This is a genomic window from Rhodococcus sp. Leaf233, assembly GCF_001426165.1.
GTDB lineage: Bacteria > Actinomycetota > Actinomycetes > Mycobacteriales > Mycobacteriaceae > Rhodococcoides > Rhodococcoides fascians.
Window position 1 is genome coordinate 369985 of sequence record NZ_LMRO01000008.1, and the last position, 18243, is coordinate 388227.

The window sequence follows — 18243 nt, forward strand, 5'->3', positions numbered from 1 at the left end:
GAGAACAACCATTGAAGTCAGTAGTTAGTAACCAGTAACTTGGCGGCATGGCGCAGAGAGGACGGATGACAGGCACGGAACGACGGCAGCAAATACTGCGGATAGCGGCAGACGAATTCGCATCGTCCGGACTGCACGGCGGTTCGACCGACAGGATCGCCCGCGAAGCAGGGATCACCCAGGCCTACATCTTTCGAATATTCGGAACCAAGAAGGCACTCTTCTCCGAGCTGGTGGTCGCGTCGTTCGACCGTGTGGCGGATGGAATGCGCGCGGCCGCAGGTACTGCCACCGGTCAGCAAGCCTTGGCCTCGATGGGGGAGTGCTATTACGCCATGCTCGAGGATCGAACCTCACTCCTGCTGCAGCTGCAGGGGATCGCCGCGTGTGGCGACGAAGAGGTGCGCGACGCCGTTCGAGAGGCGTTCGGCCGGATGTGGAACACCGTCGTAGAGGTCACCGGTCTCGATGCGGTGACCGTCAAAGCGTTTCTGGCGTTCGGCATGCTGCTCAACAGTGGCGCGGCCCTGCAGATTCATGACGTTGACCAACCCTGGGCGAACGGAGTGGGCACTCGTATCCACGCCGGATTGTTCGACCACATCACGAGCGAGACGAACCGTTGATCTCCGGCTCCGAGCACGACGAATCACGAATGCTCGTGCCTTCTCTGTTGTTCGTCGGAGTCGTCGTCGCCGCTGTCGGTAGCCTCGGGGCCCCGCTGATCACCAGCGTCGCAACAACTTTCGACGTCTCCCTCTCCAGTGCACAATGGACGTTGACGTTGGCTTTGTTGACCGGTGCCGTCACGACACCGGTTCTGGGCCGCCTCGGATCGGGTCCGCATCGACGGGCAGCAATCCTCGGGACACTGGGCGTCGTCTCGGCCGGAGGCATTCTGACCGCACTGCCGCTGTCCTTCTCCTGGCTGCTCCTCGGCCGGGCAGCCCAGGGAGTGGGACTGGCCCTGACTTCGATGCTGATGGGTGTGGTGCGAGATCATCTGTCCGACAAGCGGTCCGGATCGACCATCGCTTTGTTGTCGGTCGCGTCTACTGCGGGTGTCGGTGTGGGCTATCCCTTGTCGGGGTTTCTGGCCGAGCACGGCGGTCTCCGGCTCGCATACGGATTCGGTGCTGTGATGACGGTCATGGCGTTTGCCGTTGCTCTGCGAGTTGTTCCTGCCTCGACGCGCAAGCGCGCGACCCGCATCGACGTTCCGGGTGCGGTGCTGCTGGCGCTCCCTCTCACCCTGGTGCTCGTTCTCATCAGTGAGACCGCGCTGTGGACGAGCCGCCCTTGGACGGCGGGGGTGCTGGCTGCAATCGCGGTCGTCGCTGCGGGCATATGGGTACGCGTCGAACTGAGAAGCTCGGCACCGCTCGTCGATCTTCGGTTGTTTCGTCACAGGGCTGTGGTCGGAGCGAACGGCGCAATGTTGCTCGGCGGCATCGGAATGTATCTGCTGCTGACCCTCGCTACGCGCTACGCGCAGACGCCTTCCGGTGCCGGATACGGTTTCGGCCTCGACGTGTTCGAGGCGGGCCTCGTCCTGGTTCCGTTCTCGGTGTTCGGATTTCTCGCCGGCAAGCTGGTATCCAGAGTGCTGCGTCGGGTGGGGGCAGGCAGCGCGCTGACGGTCAGCGCGCTGATCGTTCTGGTGGCTCTCGCCTTGTTCGCCGGTACCCGCGCCGGCATCGTTGAACTCTGTGCGGTGATGGCGATTCTGGGTTTCGGAGTCGGAAGCTTTTCGGCCGCGCTGCCGGCCGTCGTGCTGCCGGTGGTGCCCTCCGCGGAGACCTCGAGCGTCATGAGTATCAACCAGGTGGTGCGCAGTGTCGGATTCTCTTTCGGAAGCGCGATCGGTGGTCTGGTACTCGCCGCCGGAACGAGTCCGGGCTCCACCTTCCCCGGAGAGGATGCCTACACGTCCGCCGCCTGGGTGGGGGTGATCGTCACCGCTGCCGCGGCCATCGTGAGTGCCTCTGTTCATCATGGCCGGGCAATCGCCGGGCATCCGACGTGAGGCGGGTAGAGTACGCAATCGCGAACGAGTTGGCTGGACGGCTGCGGCTCGAAGTACCGACGGACAGGTTCCGTTGCGCTTCGGGCCGAGGAAAGTCCGGACTCCACAGAGCAGGGCGGTTGTTAACGGCAACCCGAGGTGACTCGCGGGACAGTGCCACAGAAAACAGACCGCCTGCGGTTCGGTTCTTCGGGATCGAAGCGCAGGTCAGGGTGAAACGGTGCGGTAAGAGCGCACCAGCATCCCAGGTGACTGGGGTGGCTAGGTAAACCCCGCCCGGAGCAAGGTCGAAGGCTGCACCGCGCAAGGGGTGCAGCTGCGCAGGTGCTCGAGGGCTGCTCGCCCGAGCCTGCGGGTGGACTGCTCGAGGTACCCGGCAACGGTGTGCCCAGATGGATGGTCGTCTATTCGATCTCGCGAGAGCGGGTCGATGCACAGGATCCGGCTTACAGGCCGACTCGTTCGCACTCCAATTTCTCGCGCGGTACACCTGCGGCGTGGCTGTATGGGGCACACTGGAAGTCATGACCGACGACGACAGCTCCTGGTACTACGACATCAGCACCAAGCAGGTTGTGCAGGGCAAGGAGACCAATGCCCTCGACCGCATGGGTCCGTATCCGGACAAGGCCACCGCAGAGCAGGCGCTGAAGATCGCAGCCGCCCGCAACAAGGCCGCCGACTCCGACGACGACTGGAACAACTGACGGTGCTGCTCACCCGGCTGAGGGCTCCGAACTTCGATTTCGAGTCCATCAGATCCGAGTTCGGTCTGTCCGATGTCTTCGACGCAGACGTGATGCGCGAAGCGATCGAAGCCCGAGACCTGCACGCCGACAGCAGAATCGACCGCACCGACATTCCTTTCGTCACCATCGACCCACCCGGCTCGAAGGACCTCGACCAAGCCGTACACATCGAGAAGACGGCCAACGGCTTGGTGGTGCACTACGCGATCGCCGACGTGGGTGCGCTGGTGATGCCGGGGGGAGCGCTCGACGTGGAAACCCGCCGACGCGGCCAGACGTACTATCTCCCCGACGGATCTGTTCCGTTGCACCCACGTGAGTTGTCGGAGGGCTCGGGCAGCCTGTTGGAGGGACAGACTCGCTGCGCTGCACTGTGGACCATCGAACTCGACGACGTCGGTGAAGCCGCGGCGTGGACCGTCACCCGGGCGCTCGTGCGATCGACCGCGCGTCTCGATTACGCGGGAGTGCAAGCGGACTTCAACGCCGGCACACCGCACCCGTCGATCGCTGCCCTTGCCGAATTCGGACACCTACGGGCGGAGGCAGCCAGACGTCGAGGAGCCATCGACATCACGCTCCCCGAGCAGGAAGTGGTTCCGGACGGCCGCGGTTGGCGAATCGTTCTGCAACCGCGAACAGCAGTCGACGGCTGGAACGCCGAGGTGTCCTTGCTGACGGGCATGTGCGCAGCCAGAATCATGCTCGACGCCGGAATCGGCATCGTACGCACGCTTCCGCCCGCACCGCCCGAGGCCGTCGAGACCCTGAAGAAGACCGCGAACGCACTCGGAATCGAGTGGCCCGCCGGAGCATCCGCCGGCGCGGTACTCGCCGGCCTGCCCACCGACGAACCGTCGACCCTGGCGATGATGACTCAGGCCACGGGATTGCTTCGGGGAGCGGACTATTCGGCGTTCGACAGTCGGACCCCGAACTCGACCATCGATGCACCCGGCACCGACGATTCCGTCGAACACTCGGGTATCGGAGCGCCGTACGCCCATGTGACGGCCCCGTTGCGACGGCTGTCGGATCGGTTCGCCACCGAGGTGTGTCTGGCCGTGGTCGCCGGTGTGCCCGTCCCCGAGTGGGCGGCGCAGGCGCTGCCGGAGCTACCGGCGATCATGCGTGGATCGGATTCTGCAGCATCGAAAGTGGACCGAGCCTGCATCGATCTGACCGAAGCGCACGTGCTCGAAGATCGCGTAGGTCATACGTTCGACGCAGTGGTGCTGCGCGGTGCCGAGGGCAAGCGCGACGCCGAGGTGCTCGTGTCCGAACCGATAGTCATGGGCAAGTGCGACGGCGAGCCGCCTGCGGGGGAGTCGGTGCAGGTCCGATTGACTCGGGCCGACACCGACTCGCGCACAGTCCGATTCGACTATCCGCCTGTCACGGCCTGAAGCGGTCGGTAGCCTCGACCAGGTGGTGGACGATGCCCGGCTCGGCCGCAGAATGGCCGGCATCGTCGACGATCACCAGATCTGCACTCGGCCAGGCCTTGTGCAGTGCCCACGCGCTCGTGGCCGGGCACACCACGTCGTAGCGGCCCTGCACGATCACACCAGGAATACCGTCGAGCAGGTGCGCGTCGCGTAGCAACTGGTTCTCTTCGAGGAAGCACCCGTTGCGGAAGTAGTGATTCTCGATTCCGGCGAAGGCGCGAGCGAAACGCGCATCCGAATTATGCTGTACAGCATCGGGTTTCGGGAGCAGGTAACTCGTCGCTGCCTCCCACGACGACCACGCCACCGCGGCCCGGGTCGCGGCAGCGTCGTCCTCGGACATCAGCTGTCGGTGATATGCCTCGACCAGATCCCCGTCTCGTTCGCCTTCCGGAATGGGGGCGAGAAACTCCTCCCACAGGTCCGGGAAGATGTGTCCGGCACCGCCGCGGTAGTACCAGTCGATCTCCGACGGCCGGACGAGGAAGATTCCTCGGAGCACGAGTCCTCGTACCCTCTCGCGATGCGTCTGTGCGTAGGCCAGCGACAACGTGGAGCCCCAGGATCCGCCGAACACCAACCAGGTGTCGATGTTCAGGTGCTCGCGGAGTTTTTCCATGTCGGAGATCAAGCGATCGGTGGTGTTGACCGACAGATCTGCCCCGTCGGCAATATGTGGGGTCGACAGCCCGCAGCCTCGCTGATCGAACAACACGATGCGGTAGACCTGCGGATCGAAGTAGCGACGCTGCAGCGGATTGGTGGCACCGCCGGGACCGCCGTGCACGAACACCACTGGTTCGCCATCGGGGTTGCCGGAGATCTCCCAGTAGATCTGCTGCCCTTCGCCGACGTCGAGGTGACCGGTCTCCACGGGCTCGTTCTCCGGGTACAGGGTGCGCATCCTAGAAACCGACCAGACCGGAGGCCAGATCCGGGATGTCGAGGGAGCGGATGGCCTCGTCCCGCACGTCCGAGCACGTTTCCTTCGTGATGTCGTCGACGAGCGCGCGATTCTGCACCACCTGGAGATTGATGACGCCGCTCTGCGCAGCCCAGGTCTGCACCAGAATGTTCAGACCGCCGCGACCGAGAGTGGGGCCCTGCACGCGCCAATTCGACAGCTGCGCCTCGAGATCGGTGCACAGCTGCTGCTTCTGGGCATCGGTGACAGCTGCTCCCGCAGGAGTCGTCGTCGCCACCGTCGTGCTCGGAGCGGTCGTCGTGGTCGACGACGAACCCGTATTGGTCGTGTCGGTGCTGCATGCCCCCGCTACGGCGAGAAGCGCAGCCGCACCGGCCAGTGCGACTGCGCTTCGTCCTGCAATGGACGTCGTACCCCGTCTGATTGTCATGGCCCGAGTGTGCCATCCGAACCGGGATCAGACGACGACGGTCAGTAGCTGTGTTCGGGTCCGGGGAAGACTCCCGAGCGCACCGCGGACATGTACGTGGTGGCTGCGGTGCGCAGCGAATCGCCCACGTCGGCGAACTTCTTGACGAACTTGGCGGTCTTGCCGTTGGTGTATCCGGCCATGTCCTGCCACACGAGAACCTGAGCGTCGCATTCGTTGCCCGCTCCGATTCCGACCGTCGGGATCGTGAGCTTGCGGGTGACCTGGCCGGCGATGTCGGCGGGGACCATCTCCATGACGACGGCGAAGGCACCTGCCTCCTGTACGGCGATGGCGTCGGCGACGAGTTGTTCGGACGCGTCACCGCGACCCTGAACGCGGAATCCGCCGAGAGTGTTGACGCTCTGCGGGGTGAATCCCACATGAGCCATGACGGGGATACCGGCAGCGGTGATGGCGGCGATCTGCGGTGCGACCCGCTCGCCGCCCTCGAGCTTCACCGCGCCCGCGAGGCCTTCCTTCATGAAACGAACAGCGGTTTCGAGTGCCTGCTGCGGTGAGGCTTCGTAGGTACCGAAGGGCAGATCTGCGACGACGAGCGCGTGCGGTGCGCCGCGTACCACTCCACGTACGAGAGGAAGCAATTCGTCCACGGTGATCGGCACGGTGGTGTCGTAGCCGTACACGACGTTGGCCGCAGAGTCACCGACGAGAAGCACAGGCACGCCGGCTTCCTCGAAGATGCGGGCACTGGAGTAGTCGTACGCAGTGAGCATTCCCCAACGCTCACCCTCTGCTTTCATCTGCAGCAGATGGTGGGTACGGGTCTTGCGGGTCAGCGCGGTCGCCGGAGATTCGGTTGAGGAACCGCCGTACACAGCATTTTCGGACATCTTTGTCCCTTTCTGGTCCTCGAGGCCCGCGCGGCGGGTCCCCGGGATGGGGTGTGATGACGTCCCCAGTCTGCCACCGCCCTTCCGTCGCAGGAATGCTGGTAGGGAGTGCAATTTGTCACAGTCACGGCAACAGCTGATCGTCACATCGGGGGCTCGTACGCGCCCCTCCCGACCGTGATCGGCATCCGGCGATCGCGTCCGAACGCCCGCGAGGTGACCTTGGTGCCGATCGGATACTGCCGCCGCTTGTATTCCGCCATGTCCACCTTGCGCACGGCGTCCGCCACGACGGACGCGTCGAAACCCGCCGCGACGATGTCTGCGACGCCCTGATCGTGGTCGACGTACCGAAACAGGATGGCGTCGAGGGTGTCGTAGTCGGGCAGTGAATCGGTATCGAGCTGACCCGGCCGAAGCTCGGCCGAGGGCGGCTTGTCGATGCTCGATTCGGGGATCGGCGGGACGTCTCCGCGGTCGATCGCGGACTCGTTGCGCCAGCGCGCCAATCCCCAGACCAGCGTCTTGGGCACGTCCTTGATCGGTGCGAAGCCGCCGACCGCGTCGCCGAAGATCGTCGAATAACCCACCGCCAGTTCGGACTTGTTCCCGGTGGCAAGGACCAGATGACCGAAGGTGTTGGACAGCGCCATCAACACGATTCCCCGGCATCTCGCCTGGACGTTCTCCTCGGCCACGCCGGTCAGGTGCAGCTGGTCGACGAAGCCGGCGACCAGCTGGGAAATCGGTTCGGTTCGAAAGTGAATGCCGGTGCGCGCGGCGAGATCCTCGGCATCGATGCGCGAATGCTCCGAGGAGAACTCCGAGGGCATCGACACTGCGTACACCGCGTCAGCGCCGAGGGCATCGACGGCGATGGTGGCGGCGACCGCCGAATCGATTCCACCGGACAGACCGAGGGTGACCGAACGAAAGCCGTTCTTGTGCACGTAATCTCGTAACCCGGTCACCAACGCGCCCCACACCTGTTCCTCGACGCCCAGGGGCTGAGCCAGGGACGGCTCGGTGCGCTGCCAGCCGCTGATCGCGACGTCGGGCAGAGCGACGCGATCGATGGTCCAGCCCGCCACCGCGGGGGAGTCCGCGACCGGATCCGTGGGGGCATCCACGTCGACGATCAGCAAGTGCTCGACGAATTGCGGAGCCCGGCCCCACGTCGAGCCGTCGGGACCGAGCACGAGACTTCCCCCGTCGAACACCAGCTCGTCCTGACCGCCGACCGCGTTCACGTACGCGATGGGGGTCCCGATCTCGGTGGCTCGGCGCTGGACGAGAGAGTGGCGAATCGTGTCCTTCCCCTGCTCGAAGGGGCTCGCGTTGAGGCACAGCAGCAGATCGACTCCGGCCGAGGCGTAGGCGGCCACGGATCCGCCGGGTTGCCAGATGTCCTCGCACACAACGAGTCCGAGTCGCACGCCGTTGACCGTCACGATGCTCAACCGGGAGCCGGGCGCGAAATAACGTGCCTCGTCGAACACCCGGTAGGTGGGCAGTGAATGCTTGTCGTACCGAGTTGCGACCCGGCCGTCGACGATCACCGCCGCGCTGTTTCTCGAGCCCTCGACATCGCGGTCGAGATACCCGACCACGACGATGCGGTCGCCGCACCCCGCTCGGTCCAGGGACTCCGCCAGCCCCGTCAGTGCCCGCGCCGATGCCGCGGCGAACGACGGATTCAGCGCCAAATCCTCGACCGGATACCCGGTCAGGGCCATCTCCGGAAACACGACCACGTTGGCACCGTCATGGGCGGCACGGACGGTCCATTCGACGATCGCCGCCGCATTCGCTCCGAGATCGCCGACGACGGGATTGATCTGGGCGAGGGCGAGTCTGAGGGCCTGCACCGTGTAGACGCTAGTGCTCGACGGCCGTCCCTGCCGGGCAGCGAGAATGGAGTGTGGCGGGAAAGACCTGGCACGATCGACTCATGAGAACGCGCACCACGACGTCGGTCGTGGCACTGTCCGCAGTCGCCCTCGTCCTCGCCGGCTGCTCCGCGCCCGGGCCCGGTGCCGACCCCGATCCGTCCACCGCGTCCGACTCCACGTTCTCGGCTCCGGCCGGTCCTGTTCCTGCTGGGCTCGAGGCGTTCTACACCCAGAATCTGCAGTGGGAATCGTGCGAGTCCTACAACACCGATGGGTCCGAACTCGGCGACACAGTCCAGTGCGCCCGAGTGACCGTGCCACTCGACTACGCCGATCCGGGCGGCAAGACCATCGAGATCGCGATCTCTCGGACACAGGCGACGGGGGAGAAGATCGGGTCGATCCTGATGAACCCGGGCGGTCCGGGATCGTCGGGGCTCTATCTCGCCGAGCAAGCCGACGGCACCCCGATCGCCGACCGGTTCGACCGCATCGGATTCGACCCACGTGGGATCGGGGCCTCCGAACCCGAAGTGCGCTGCCTGACGTCCGAGGGAGTCGACGACGAGCGTCGGGAACCGGACGTCGACGTCAGCCCGGAAGGGATCGCCGCCACCGAAGCCGATCATCGTGACTACGCGGCGCAATGTGTCGAACGCACCGGTGCCGACGTGCTCGAACACGTCGGCACCCGCGAAGTCGTCCGCGACATGGATGTCATCCGCGCAGTGTTGGGCGACGAGAAGCTCACGTACGTCGGGTACTCGTACGGGACACGCATCGGTACCGCCTACGCCGAGGCGTTCCCGTCGAACGTCCGGGCCATGGTGCTCGACGGAGCACTCGATCCCGACCAATCGCCCGTCGACGAGGCCGTCGCCCAGGGTGCGGCGTTCCAGACTTCGTTCGACCAGTTCGCTGCGGACTGCACGCAGACGGACACCTGTCCGCTCGGAACCGATCCGTCCCAGGCCGTGGCGCAGTTCCGGACATTGGTCGACCCGCTGGTCGACACGCCCGCCGACACCACCGATCCGCGCGGACTGAGCTACGACGACGCGATCACCGGAGCGCAACAGGCGCTGTACTCACCGCAGCTCTGGAGATTGCTGCGCGCCGGACTGAGCGAACTGCGAGAGGGCAGGGGAGACACGCTGCTGCGCCTCGCCGACACCTACTCCGGACGGCTCGAGGACGGTAGCTACACCAACATCGACGACGCGTTCAACGCCGTCCGATGCGTCGACGGCCCGCCGACCACCGACCGGGGGGAGGCCGACGAGGCCGACGCCAGGTTCCGAGCGGCAGCGCCGTACCTCGACGACGGCCGCTCCACCGGGAACGCGCCGCTGGATCTGTGTGCCTTCTGGCCGGTGCCGAACACCAGTGAGCCCCACATCGTGGAGGTGGAGGGGCTGCCCACGCTGGTGGTGGTCTCGACGACGAACGATCCGGCGACGCCCTACCAAGCGGGCGTCGAACTGGCCGACCAGCTGCGCGGCGACCTGGTCACCTACAACGGCACCCAACACACGGTGGCGTTCTCGGGAGTCGAGTGCATCGACGATCCGCTGACGAACTACCTCGTGGACCTCGCCCCACCAGGCGAAGGGCTGGTCTGCTGACACGTACCTCACCGGGCGCGCGGTGAGCGGAGAGTTCCACGAAGTGAGACTGAATTCACGATGTAACACAGATTTAACTCCGTTTGCTTACTCTCGCGTTCATGGATCGTCAAAAGGAATTCGTGCTCCGGACTCTCGAAGAGCGCGACATTCGTTTCGTCCGCCTCTGGTTCACCGACGTCCTCGGGTACCTCAAATCGGTGGCCATCGCGCCCGCTGAACTCGAAGGTGCATTCGACGAGGGAATCGGCTTCGACGGCAGCGCCATCGAAGGATTCGCCCGCGTCTCCGAGGCCGACACCGTCGCCAAGCCGGATCCGTCGACGTTCCAGATTCTGCCGTGGTCGACCAGCAAGGGTCACCAGCACTCTGCCCGCATGTTCTGCGACATCGCCATGCCCGACGGCTCGCCGTCCTGGGCCGATTCGCGCCACGTGCTGCGTCGCCAGCTGAGCAAGGCTGCCGACCTCGGATTCAGCTGCTACGTGCACCCCGAGATCGAATTCTTCTTGCTCAAAGACGCTCCCCAGGACGGCTCACCGCCGACCCCGGCAGACAACGGCGGCTACTTCGACCAGGCCGTGCACGACTCGGCTCCGAACTTCCGCAGGCATGCCATCGACGCGCTCGAGTCGATGGGCATCTCGGTCGAGTTCAGCCACCACGAGGCAGCGCCGGGCCAGCAGGAGATCGATCTGCGGTACGCGGACGCACTGTCCATGGCCGACAACATCATGACCTTCCGCTACGTGGTCAAGGAAGTCGCCATCGAAGAGGGCGTGCGCGCGACGTTCATGCCCAAACCGTTCAGCGACCAGGCCGGCTCGGCGATGCACACGCACATGAGTTTGTTCGAGGGCGACGCCAACGCCTTCCACAACCCGGACGATCCGATGCAGCTGTCCGAAACCGGCAAGTCCTTCATCGCCGGCATCCTCGAGCACGCCAACGAGATCAGTGCCGTGACCAACCAGTGGGTCAACTCGTACAAGCGTCTCGTGCGTGGTGGCGAAGCCCCGACCGCTGCATCCTGGGGACCGGCCAACCGGTCGGCATTGATTCGTGTGCCCATGTACACCCCGAACAAGGCGTCGTCGCGACGCGTCGAGATTCGTAGCCCCGATTCGGCCTGCAACCCGTATCTCGCGTTCGCGGTGCTGCTCGCGGCAGGCCTGCGCGGAATCGAGAAGGGGTACACCCTTCCTCCCGAGGCCGAGGAAGATGTGTGGGCATTGACCTCCGCGGAGCGTCGCGCCATGGGCTACAAGGAACTGCCGGGCAACCTCGACCAAGCGCTCAACGCGATGGAGGGTTCCGAGCTGGTCGCAGAAGCACTGGGCGAGCACGTGTTCGACTTCTTCTTGCGCAACAAGCGTCGCGAGTGGGAGGAATACCGCAGCCACGTCACGCCGTACGAGCTGAGGGCGTACCTCGGTTTGTAGAGCAGCGGGGTCTGTAACAACCCACCGCTGCCATGGGCTACGTTCTAGTCGATCCCGAATGTAGGTTCGATGCCGGCGTGGGCACCCTCGCGTCGCATTACTGACGACGAGGTATATCTGTGGCACCCCGAGGTGGATTCTGATGGTGCGTCCTCCCACTTCCAGGTCGGTCGTACCCGGACCTGGCCGCCTCGGTCTCGTCGAGGAGACTGCGCCGTCCGATCTGCGCACCCTGGGCTGGACGGGCGAAGAGAGTCTGGAGCTGCTGTGGTCGCTCTCGCGTGCCCCCAATGCCGATCTCGCACTGCGCACGCTGGTGCGCATGTACGAGATGCTCGGCAGTGGCTGGGCCGAATTCGACGCCGCACTGCGTAACGACAAGGGATTCCGCGGCCGCCTCCTGGGACTCGTCGGCGCGTCCAGTGCGCTCGCCGACCACCTCGTTGCCGACGACACCACCTGGCGGTTGTTACTGACCGCGGAAGGTCAGAGCAGCGGAGTGTCGGCGAAGATCCAGTTGCCCAGCAAGGCAACGCTGGTCGCAGAACTGCTCGAGGCCGTCGGGGCCGAGCCGGAGACCGGGCCCAATGCCGCACCCGATCTGTACCGGGCGTCCGTCACCGGCCCGCCCGCCGTGATCGCCCTGCGCAAGAAGTACCGCGACCAGATCATGGTGTTGGCCGCCTACGACCTCGCCGCGACCGTCGAGAACGAACCGGTTCTGCCGTACACGGTGGTGGGAGCTCAACTGTCCGACATGGCAGACGCGGCGCTCACTGCGGCTCTGTCGGTGGCGGTGGCGACCGTGTGTCCCGATGCCCCGTGTCCGACGCGGCTGGCCGTCATCGCCATGGGCAAATGCGGTGCGCGCGAACTCAATTACGTATCGGACGTCGATGTCGTGTTCGTCGCCGAGCCGGCGGACTCACAGGCGAGTCGGATCGCCGGCGAGATGATGCGCATCGGGTCCTCGGCGTTCTTCGAGGTCGACGCTGCGCTTCGCCCCGAAGGTAAGCGCGGCGAGCTGGTTCGCACGCTCGACTCGCACGTGGCCTACTACAAGCGCTGGGCCAAGACGTGGGAGTTCCAGGCCCTGCTCAAGGCTCGGCCGATGACCGGCGATATCGCCCTCGGCAACGATTACGTCGATGCCGTCAATCCGATGGTGTGGCTGGCCAGTCAGCGTGAGGACTTCGTGCCCGAGGTCCGCGCGATGCGGCGACGGGTCGAGGAGATGGTGCCGACCGAGCTGCGCGAACGGGAGATCAAACTCGGACGCGGCAGTCTGCGCGACGTCGAATTTGCCGTCCAGCTCCTGCAATTGGTGCACGGCAGAACAGACGAGTCGTTGCGCGTACTGGGCACGACCGATGCACTGACGGCTCTGACCGAGGGCGGGTACGTCGGCCGTGACGACGCCGCGAACCTGACCGCGTCCTACGAATTCTTGAGATTGATCGAGCACCGACTGCAGTTGCAGCGGATGCGTCGCACACACACCCTGCCTCCACCGGACGACGAGGAAGGTCTGCGGTGGCTCGCGCGTTCCGCGCACATGCGCCCCGACGGTAACCGCGATGCGCTCGGTGTGCTGAACGCCGAGATCAAGCGCAACGCGCAGCGCATCCGTCGGCTGCACGCCAAGCTCTTCTACCGACCGTTGCTCGACTCGGTGGTCAAATTCGACTCGGAGACAGTGCGTTTGACCCCCGACGCGGCGACGCGTCAGCTTGCCGCGCTCGGGTACGCGACGCCGCAGAATGCGTTGGGCCACCTGCGAGCGCTGGTCGGTTCCGGTACCCGCCGCGGTCAGATTCAGGCCGTGCTGCTGCCGACGTTGCTCGAATGGCTCGCCGACACACCGGATCCCGACGCCGGACTGCTGAACTACCGACGGCTCTCGGAATCGGCCGGCGAGCAGACGTGGTTCCTGCGAGTGCTGCGCGACGAGGGTGCGGTGGCCCAGCGGCTGATGATCGTCCTCGGATCCTCGGCGTACGTGCCGGATCTGCTGATCAAGGCCCCCGAGGTCATCAGGTTGTTCGCCGACGGGCCGACCGGCCCGCGCCTGCTGGACGCCGAACCCGAAGAGACCTACCGCGCCATCCTGTCGTCCTCGGCTCGCTACGAGGACCCGGTTCGGGCGATCAATGCCGCCAGGGCGCTGCGCCGCCACGAACTGGCCCGGGTGGCGTCGGCAGACATCCTCGGCATGCTCGACGTCCCTCAGGTCTGCCGGGCGTTGTCCTCGGTGTGGGCCGCAGTGATCAACGCGGCATTGGCGGCCGCTGTGCGGGCGAGTGAGAAGGAGCGTGGCGAACCGGCACCGGCGACGCTGGCCGTCATCGGCATGGGACGCCTCGGCGGCGGCGAACTCGGCTACGGAAGCGACGCCGACGTGCTGTTCGTCTGCGAACCGGTGGACGGCATCGACGAGACCGTTGCGGTCAAGTGGGCCAACACCATTGCCGATCGCATCCGGAAACTGCTTGGAGCGCCGAGCACCGACCCGCCTCTCGAAGTCGACACCGGCCTCCGCCCGGAAGGTCGCAACGGCCCGGTGGTGCGCACGCTGTCGTCCTACGCCGCGTACTACGCCCAGTGGGCGCAGGCCTGGGAGGTACAAGCTCTGCTGCGTGCGCATCAGGTGGCGGGAGATCAGGACCTGGGCATCCGCTTCCTGCTGATGGCCGACAAGGTTCGCTACCCCGAGGGTGGAGTGTCCGCCGACGCCGTCCGTGAGATTCGGCGTATCAAGGCGCGGATCGACTCCGAGCGTCTCCCCAAGGGAGCCGACCCGGCCACCCACACCAAGCTCGGACGCGGGGGACTGGCGGACATCGAGTGGACCGTACAGCTCATCCAGCTCCGCTACGCACACAAGGTCGAGTCACTGCACAACACCTCGACGCTACAAACTCTCGACGCGATCGGCGCAGCCGAGCTGATGAGTGAGACCGACATCGAGCTGCTGCGCGAAGCGTGGATCCTGGCGACCAAAGCGCGCAACGCGCTCGTCCTGGTTCGCGGTAAGCCGACCGACCAACTGCCGAGACCGGGTGCCGTCCTGTCCGCCGTCGCACAGGTGGCGGGGTGGGAGAACGGCGACGCCGGGGCATTCCTCGACAACTACCTGCGCGTCACGCGTCGGGCCAAGGCGGTCGTGGAGAGGACGTTCGGCGGGCTCTAGTCGCTGCCCGCGGTGACGAAGCCCTGCTCGACCATCCAGTCACGTGCTACGTCCGCGGGTTCCCGGCCGTCGATGTCGACCTGCTTGTTCAACTCCGAGATCGCTTCGTTGGTGAGCGCAGCGGAAATGGGCGCGGTGACCTCGGCTATCTCCGGATAGCGATCGGCGATCTCCTGCCGCACGACGACAGTCGCGTTGTATCGCGGGAAGAACGCCTTGTCGTCCTCGACCACGGTCAGGTTCAGGCCCTTGATTCGGCCGTCGGTGGTGAACACCTCACCGAATCGGCACTGCGAACCGTCCGCGGTTGCCTGGTAGATGACGCCGGTCTGCAGAATCTGCACCGAGATGGCGTTGGCGTCGAAACCGTACGTGGCGGCGAGGCCGGGGAGTCCGTCCTGGCGACTGTTGAACTCGGTCTCGACGCACAGCGACGCGGCGGCGGGATCTCGGTTCACCAGAGCGGCGTAGTCCGACAGCGTGCGCACACCGGTCTCCTGCGCGACCTGCTGATTCATGGCCAGCGCGTAGGTGTTGTCCATCGGCGCGGGATTGACCCAGTCGATGCCGTTGGCCTTGTCGGCGTCGCGCACTGCCTCGAACTGTTCCGTGGCATCGGGAATGGGCTTCTCGTTGCCCAGGTAGTTGATCCACCCGGTTCCGGTGTATTCGTAGGCGAGGTCCACCTGGCCGTTCTGCATCGCGAGTCGAACGCTCTGCGAGCCCACGATGTTGGTGAGGTCTCGAACGTCGGCACCGGCTGCGCTCAGCGCGAATTCGAGGATGTAGCCGAGGATGATCTGCTCGGTGAAGTCCTTCGATCCGACGGTGAACTCGGCACCTTCCAGCCCCTCGAGCGGAGTGATGCTGCCGGCCTCGACCGACAACGGCATCGCGCCGCCGGACTGCAATCCGCACCCCGTCAGCGCGAGAACGGTGGTGGCGCACAGCGCTGCGAGTCGTCGGGTGGTGCGCCGCATCAGCGGAGTCCTTTCGGTCCGAGGTAGGCCTCGGCGAGTGCGCCCAGCCAATCCACCAACAGCGCGAGTGCTACCGCGAGAACGGCACCCACGACGAGAATGAGTGGTTGGTTGAGCTTGTAGCCGGTGTCGATCAGAACGCCGAGCCCGCCTGCTCCGACGAGAAAGCTCAGAGTTGCGGTGCCGACGGCGAGCACGAGCGAGGTGCGCAGACCCGCCAGGATGAACGGAACCGCGAGCGGAAATTCGATGCGGCGCAGAATGCCCATGTTCGACATGCCCTGTCCGCGAGCGGCATCGATGTAGTTCGGCTCGACTGTCTGAAAGCCCAACATGGTGTTGCGCAGAACGGGGAGCAACGAATAGAACGCGATCGGGAGAACGCCGGTCCAGAAACCCGTTGCGCCCGTCCACAGGAACAACAACACCAGCAAGCCGACGGCCGGTGCGGCCTGCCCGATGTTCGCGATACCGATGAACAGTGGTGCAGCTTTGCGATACCCGTTGCGAGTCAGCAGAATTCCCAGAGGCACGGCGATGACGAGCACCAACGCGGTGACGACGAAGGTGATCAGCACATGCTCGAGAACCCTGGTGGAGATCGTGCTGATGTTGATCGTCTCGGCCTGCGTCGCGGTGAGGTCTCTGGTCAACGCGTAGACCAACAGAATCGCCACGATCACCAGCACCAGGGCCGGCTGGATGAGAAGACGAATTCGCTCGGCGCGCTTGGCAGTACGCGCGGCGTCCTTGGTCTCGTCGCCGGTATCGGCGAGTGTCGTCACGACGGAGTCCCAGCAGCTTCGCGCGGCTCGTCGTGATCGTTCGCGTGTTGCGACCGCAACGACTTGATGGTGTCGATCAGCACGTCGATGGTCACGGTGCCGACGTACTCGCCGCGATTGCCGGTGACGGTCGCCGTCGCATTGCCCTCGGACAGTAGAGCTTCCAGAGCATCCTGCAGGGTCGACTGGGTCGACACCAGTTCTCCCATCGGCACCCCGACGTCACGGAGGCTCCCCACACCCGCGAGGTGGCGTCGATCCGTCCACCGAATCGGGCGTCTACGGGAATCGACGATGATTCCCCAGGCTTCGGGATCCGATCCCAGCGCGGAGTTCATCGACTCCACCGAGTCGTCCTCGCCGAACACCGGCACGTCGGACAGCTCGATGTCGCGTACTCGCATCAACGTCAGCTGCTTCAACGCGGCTCCGGCTCCGACGAACCCGGCCACGGTGTCGTCGGCCGGGTTGGCGAGCACCGCCTCGGGGGTGTCGTACTGGAGGATCGTGGACTGGTTACCGAGCACGGCGATGCGGTCACCGAGCTTGACCGCCTCGTCGAAATCGTGCGTGACGAAAACGATGGTCTTGCCCAATTCTGCTTGCAGACGCATCAATTCGTCCTGCAGCAACCCGCGGGTGATGGGGTCGACGGCACCGAACGGTTCGTCCATCAACAGCACCGGGGGATCGGCGGCAAGAGCGCGTGCGACTCCGACGCGTTGCTGCTGACCGCCGGAGAGCTGCCGCGGATAACGCTGGCGATAGACCGCCGGATCGAGGCCGACGAGGTCCAGCATCTCGTCCGTGCGGTCGTCGATTCGCTTCTTGTTCCACCCGATGAGACCCGGCACCATCCCGACGTTCTGCGCAATCGTCATGTGCGGGAACAGGCCTGCCTGCTGAATGGAATAACCGATGGTGCGGCGCAACTCGTTCGGATCGATCGACAGTGCGTCCTTGCCACCGATCGTGATGCGGCCCGATGTCGGCTCGATCAGACGGTTGATCATGCGCATCGTCGTCGTCTTGCCGCAACCGGACGGCCCGACGAGTACGACGACCTCGCCCGCGGGGATGGTCATCGACACGTTGTCGACGGCAGCGAGCTTCTGCCCCGGGTAGCTCTTGGTCACGTTCTCGAGCACGATTTCCGCGCCGGAGACATTCGATGTACGGGTCGAGTCACTCACGGATACCCCTCGAGGTGGTCAGTTTGCCGATCAACACGTAGATCCCATCGAGGATCAACGCCAGCAGGACGATCAGGACAGTGCCGGTCAGAGCCTGCGGTAGAGCTGTGGGGCTACCCACGCGGGCGAGGCCCGAGAAGAGGAGGTTGCCGAGTCCGGGACCCTTGGCGTACGCGGCGATGGCGAGAATGCCCATGGCCATCTGCGTACTGACGCGCATGCCGGTGAGGATCGACGGCCACGCGAGTGGGATCTCGATGCGGCGCAACACCAGAGCGCGGCTCATTCCGATTCCGCGAGCCGCGTCGGCAACGGCCGGATCGACGGCTGCCAAGCCCACCACGGTGTTGCGGATGATGGGGAGAAGCGAGTACAGAACGAGTGCTGTCACAGTGGGTTTGACGCCCAGACCCAGCACCGGAATGAGAACTCCGAGCAGTGCGAACGACGGGATGGTGAGAACCGTACTCGCCAGGGCCGTCGCGACTGCGGAGCCCGCAGGGCTTCGGTACACGAGCACACCGATCGCCACCCCGATGACGGTTGCAATGACGACACATTGAATGACGGCCGACACGTGGAGATACGAATCGATCGCCAACTGCCTTCGCCGCCCGACAATGAAGTCCCACAGAGCGTCCATGCAGTTGTAGTCCTCTGTTCGG

15 protein-coding genes and 1 other RNA gene are annotated in these 18243 nt (G+C 65.2%); 8 read left to right on the top strand and 8 right to left on the bottom strand.

Features of this window, described 5'->3' with window-relative positions; translation table 11 throughout:
* The first annotated feature begins 65 nt into the window (after nucleotides 1–65).
* The 5 genes from ASH04_RS09680 to ASH04_RS09695 all read left to right on the top strand — a co-directional run bounded on the left by ASH04_RS09680 (nucleotide 66) and on the right by ASH04_RS09695 (nucleotide 4181).
* The gene (locus ASH04_RS09680) at nucleotides 66–626 is read left to right on the top strand and encodes a TetR/AcrR family transcriptional regulator (protein ID WP_057473478.1); all 561 of its coding nucleotides are present in this window, start codon (nucleotides 66–68) and stop codon (nucleotides 624–626) included.
* Nucleotides 627–655: 29 nt separating this feature from the next.
* On the top strand, nucleotides 656–2026 hold the full coding sequence (locus ASH04_RS09685; RefSeq protein ID WP_057473479.1) for an MFS transporter: 1371 nt from the start codon (nucleotides 656–658) through the stop codon (nucleotides 2024–2026).
* Between the two features lie 25 nt (nucleotides 2027–2051).
* An RNA gene (gene rnpB / locus ASH04_RS10760) (RNase P RNA component class A) lies at nucleotides 2052–2491 on the top strand.
* Nucleotides 2492–2550: 59 nt separating this feature from the next.
* The gene (locus ASH04_RS09690; protein WP_027497419.1) at nucleotides 2551–2733 is read left to right on the top strand and encodes a hypothetical protein; all 183 of its coding nucleotides are present in this window, start codon (nucleotides 2551–2553) and stop codon (nucleotides 2731–2733) included.
* Nucleotides 2734–2735: 2 nt separating this feature from the next.
* Nucleotides 2736–4181, top strand: a complete 1446-nt coding sequence (locus ASH04_RS09695; RefSeq protein ID WP_057473397.1) for an RNB domain-containing ribonuclease — start codon at nucleotides 2736–2738, stop codon at nucleotides 4179–4181.
* Here the strand turns inward: ASH04_RS09695 and pip are convergent.
* The 4 genes from pip to ASH04_RS09715 all read right to left on the bottom strand — a co-directional run bounded on the left by pip (nucleotide 4171) and on the right by ASH04_RS09715 (nucleotide 8339).
* The gene (gene pip / locus ASH04_RS09700) at nucleotides 4171–5127 is read right to left on the bottom strand and encodes a prolyl aminopeptidase (protein ID WP_057473398.1); all 957 of its coding nucleotides are present in this window, start codon (nucleotides 5125–5127) and stop codon (nucleotides 4171–4173) included. The genes ASH04_RS09695 and pip overlap by 11 nt on opposite strands.
* 1 nt (nucleotide 5128) lies before the next feature.
* Nucleotides 5129–5578: a hypothetical protein gene (locus tag ASH04_RS09705; protein ID WP_200937305.1), complete on the bottom strand. Its 450-nt coding sequence runs from the start codon at nucleotides 5576–5578 to the stop codon at nucleotides 5129–5131.
* A 41-nt stretch (nucleotides 5579–5619) separates the two neighbouring features.
* The gene (gene panB, locus ASH04_RS09710; RefSeq protein ID WP_057473399.1) at nucleotides 5620–6471 is read right to left on the bottom strand and encodes a 3-methyl-2-oxobutanoate hydroxymethyltransferase; all 852 of its coding nucleotides are present in this window, start codon (nucleotides 6469–6471) and stop codon (nucleotides 5620–5622) included.
* Nucleotides 6472–6614: 143 nt separating this feature from the next.
* Nucleotides 6615–8339, bottom strand: a complete 1725-nt coding sequence (locus ASH04_RS09715; protein ID WP_057473400.1) for an NAD+ synthase — start codon at nucleotides 8337–8339, stop codon at nucleotides 6615–6617.
* Nucleotides 8340–8422: 83 nt separating this feature from the next.
* On the opposite strand from ASH04_RS09715, the gene ASH04_RS09720 reads away from it, so the two are divergent.
* The 3 genes from ASH04_RS09720 (at nucleotide 8423) to ASH04_RS09730 (ending at nucleotide 14620) form a co-directional block, all read left to right on the top strand.
* Nucleotides 8423–9988, top strand: a complete 1566-nt coding sequence (locus ASH04_RS09720; RefSeq protein ID WP_057473481.1) for an alpha/beta hydrolase — start codon at nucleotides 8423–8425, stop codon at nucleotides 9986–9988.
* 101 nt (nucleotides 9989–10089) lie between these two features.
* Entirely contained in the window at nucleotides 10090–11430 is a 1341-nt protein-coding gene (gene glnA, locus ASH04_RS09725; protein WP_027497412.1) for a type I glutamate--ammonia ligase, read from the top strand.
* 142 nt (nucleotides 11431–11572) lie between these two features.
* Nucleotides 11573–14620: a bifunctional [glutamine synthetase] adenylyltransferase/[glutamine synthetase]-adenylyl-L-tyrosine phosphorylase gene (locus ASH04_RS09730; RefSeq protein WP_057473401.1), complete on the top strand. Its 3048-nt coding sequence runs from the start codon at nucleotides 11573–11575 to the stop codon at nucleotides 14618–14620.
* Here ASH04_RS09730 and ASH04_RS09735 read toward each other — a convergent pair.
* The 4 genes from ASH04_RS09735 to ASH04_RS09750 are packed head-to-tail and all read right to left on the bottom strand — an operon-like array spanning nucleotide 14617 to nucleotide 18221.
* Nucleotides 14617–15600, bottom strand: coding sequence for a glycine betaine ABC transporter substrate-binding protein (locus ASH04_RS09735; RefSeq protein WP_027497410.1), 984 nt, complete (start codon nucleotides 15598–15600; stop codon nucleotides 14617–14619). The two genes, ASH04_RS09730 and ASH04_RS09735, sit on opposite strands and share 4 nt — an antisense overlap.
* Nucleotides 15600–16385: an ABC transporter permease gene (locus ASH04_RS09740; protein ID WP_027497409.1), complete on the bottom strand. Its 786-nt coding sequence runs from the start codon at nucleotides 16383–16385 to the stop codon at nucleotides 15600–15602. Before ASH04_RS09740 ends, ASH04_RS09735 begins: the two co-directional genes overlap by 1 nt.
* The gene (locus ASH04_RS09745) at nucleotides 16382–17578 is read right to left on the bottom strand and encodes an ABC transporter ATP-binding protein (RefSeq protein WP_027497408.1); all 1197 of its coding nucleotides are present in this window, start codon (nucleotides 17576–17578) and stop codon (nucleotides 16382–16384) included. Before ASH04_RS09745 ends, ASH04_RS09740 begins: the two co-directional genes overlap by 4 nt.
* On the bottom strand, nucleotides 17571–18221 hold the full coding sequence (locus ASH04_RS09750) for an ABC transporter permease (RefSeq protein ID WP_027497407.1): 651 nt from the start codon (nucleotides 18219–18221) through the stop codon (nucleotides 17571–17573). The genes ASH04_RS09745 and ASH04_RS09750 overlap by 8 nt, the downstream gene beginning before the upstream one ends.
* Between the last annotated feature and the right edge of the window lie 22 nt (nucleotides 18222–18243).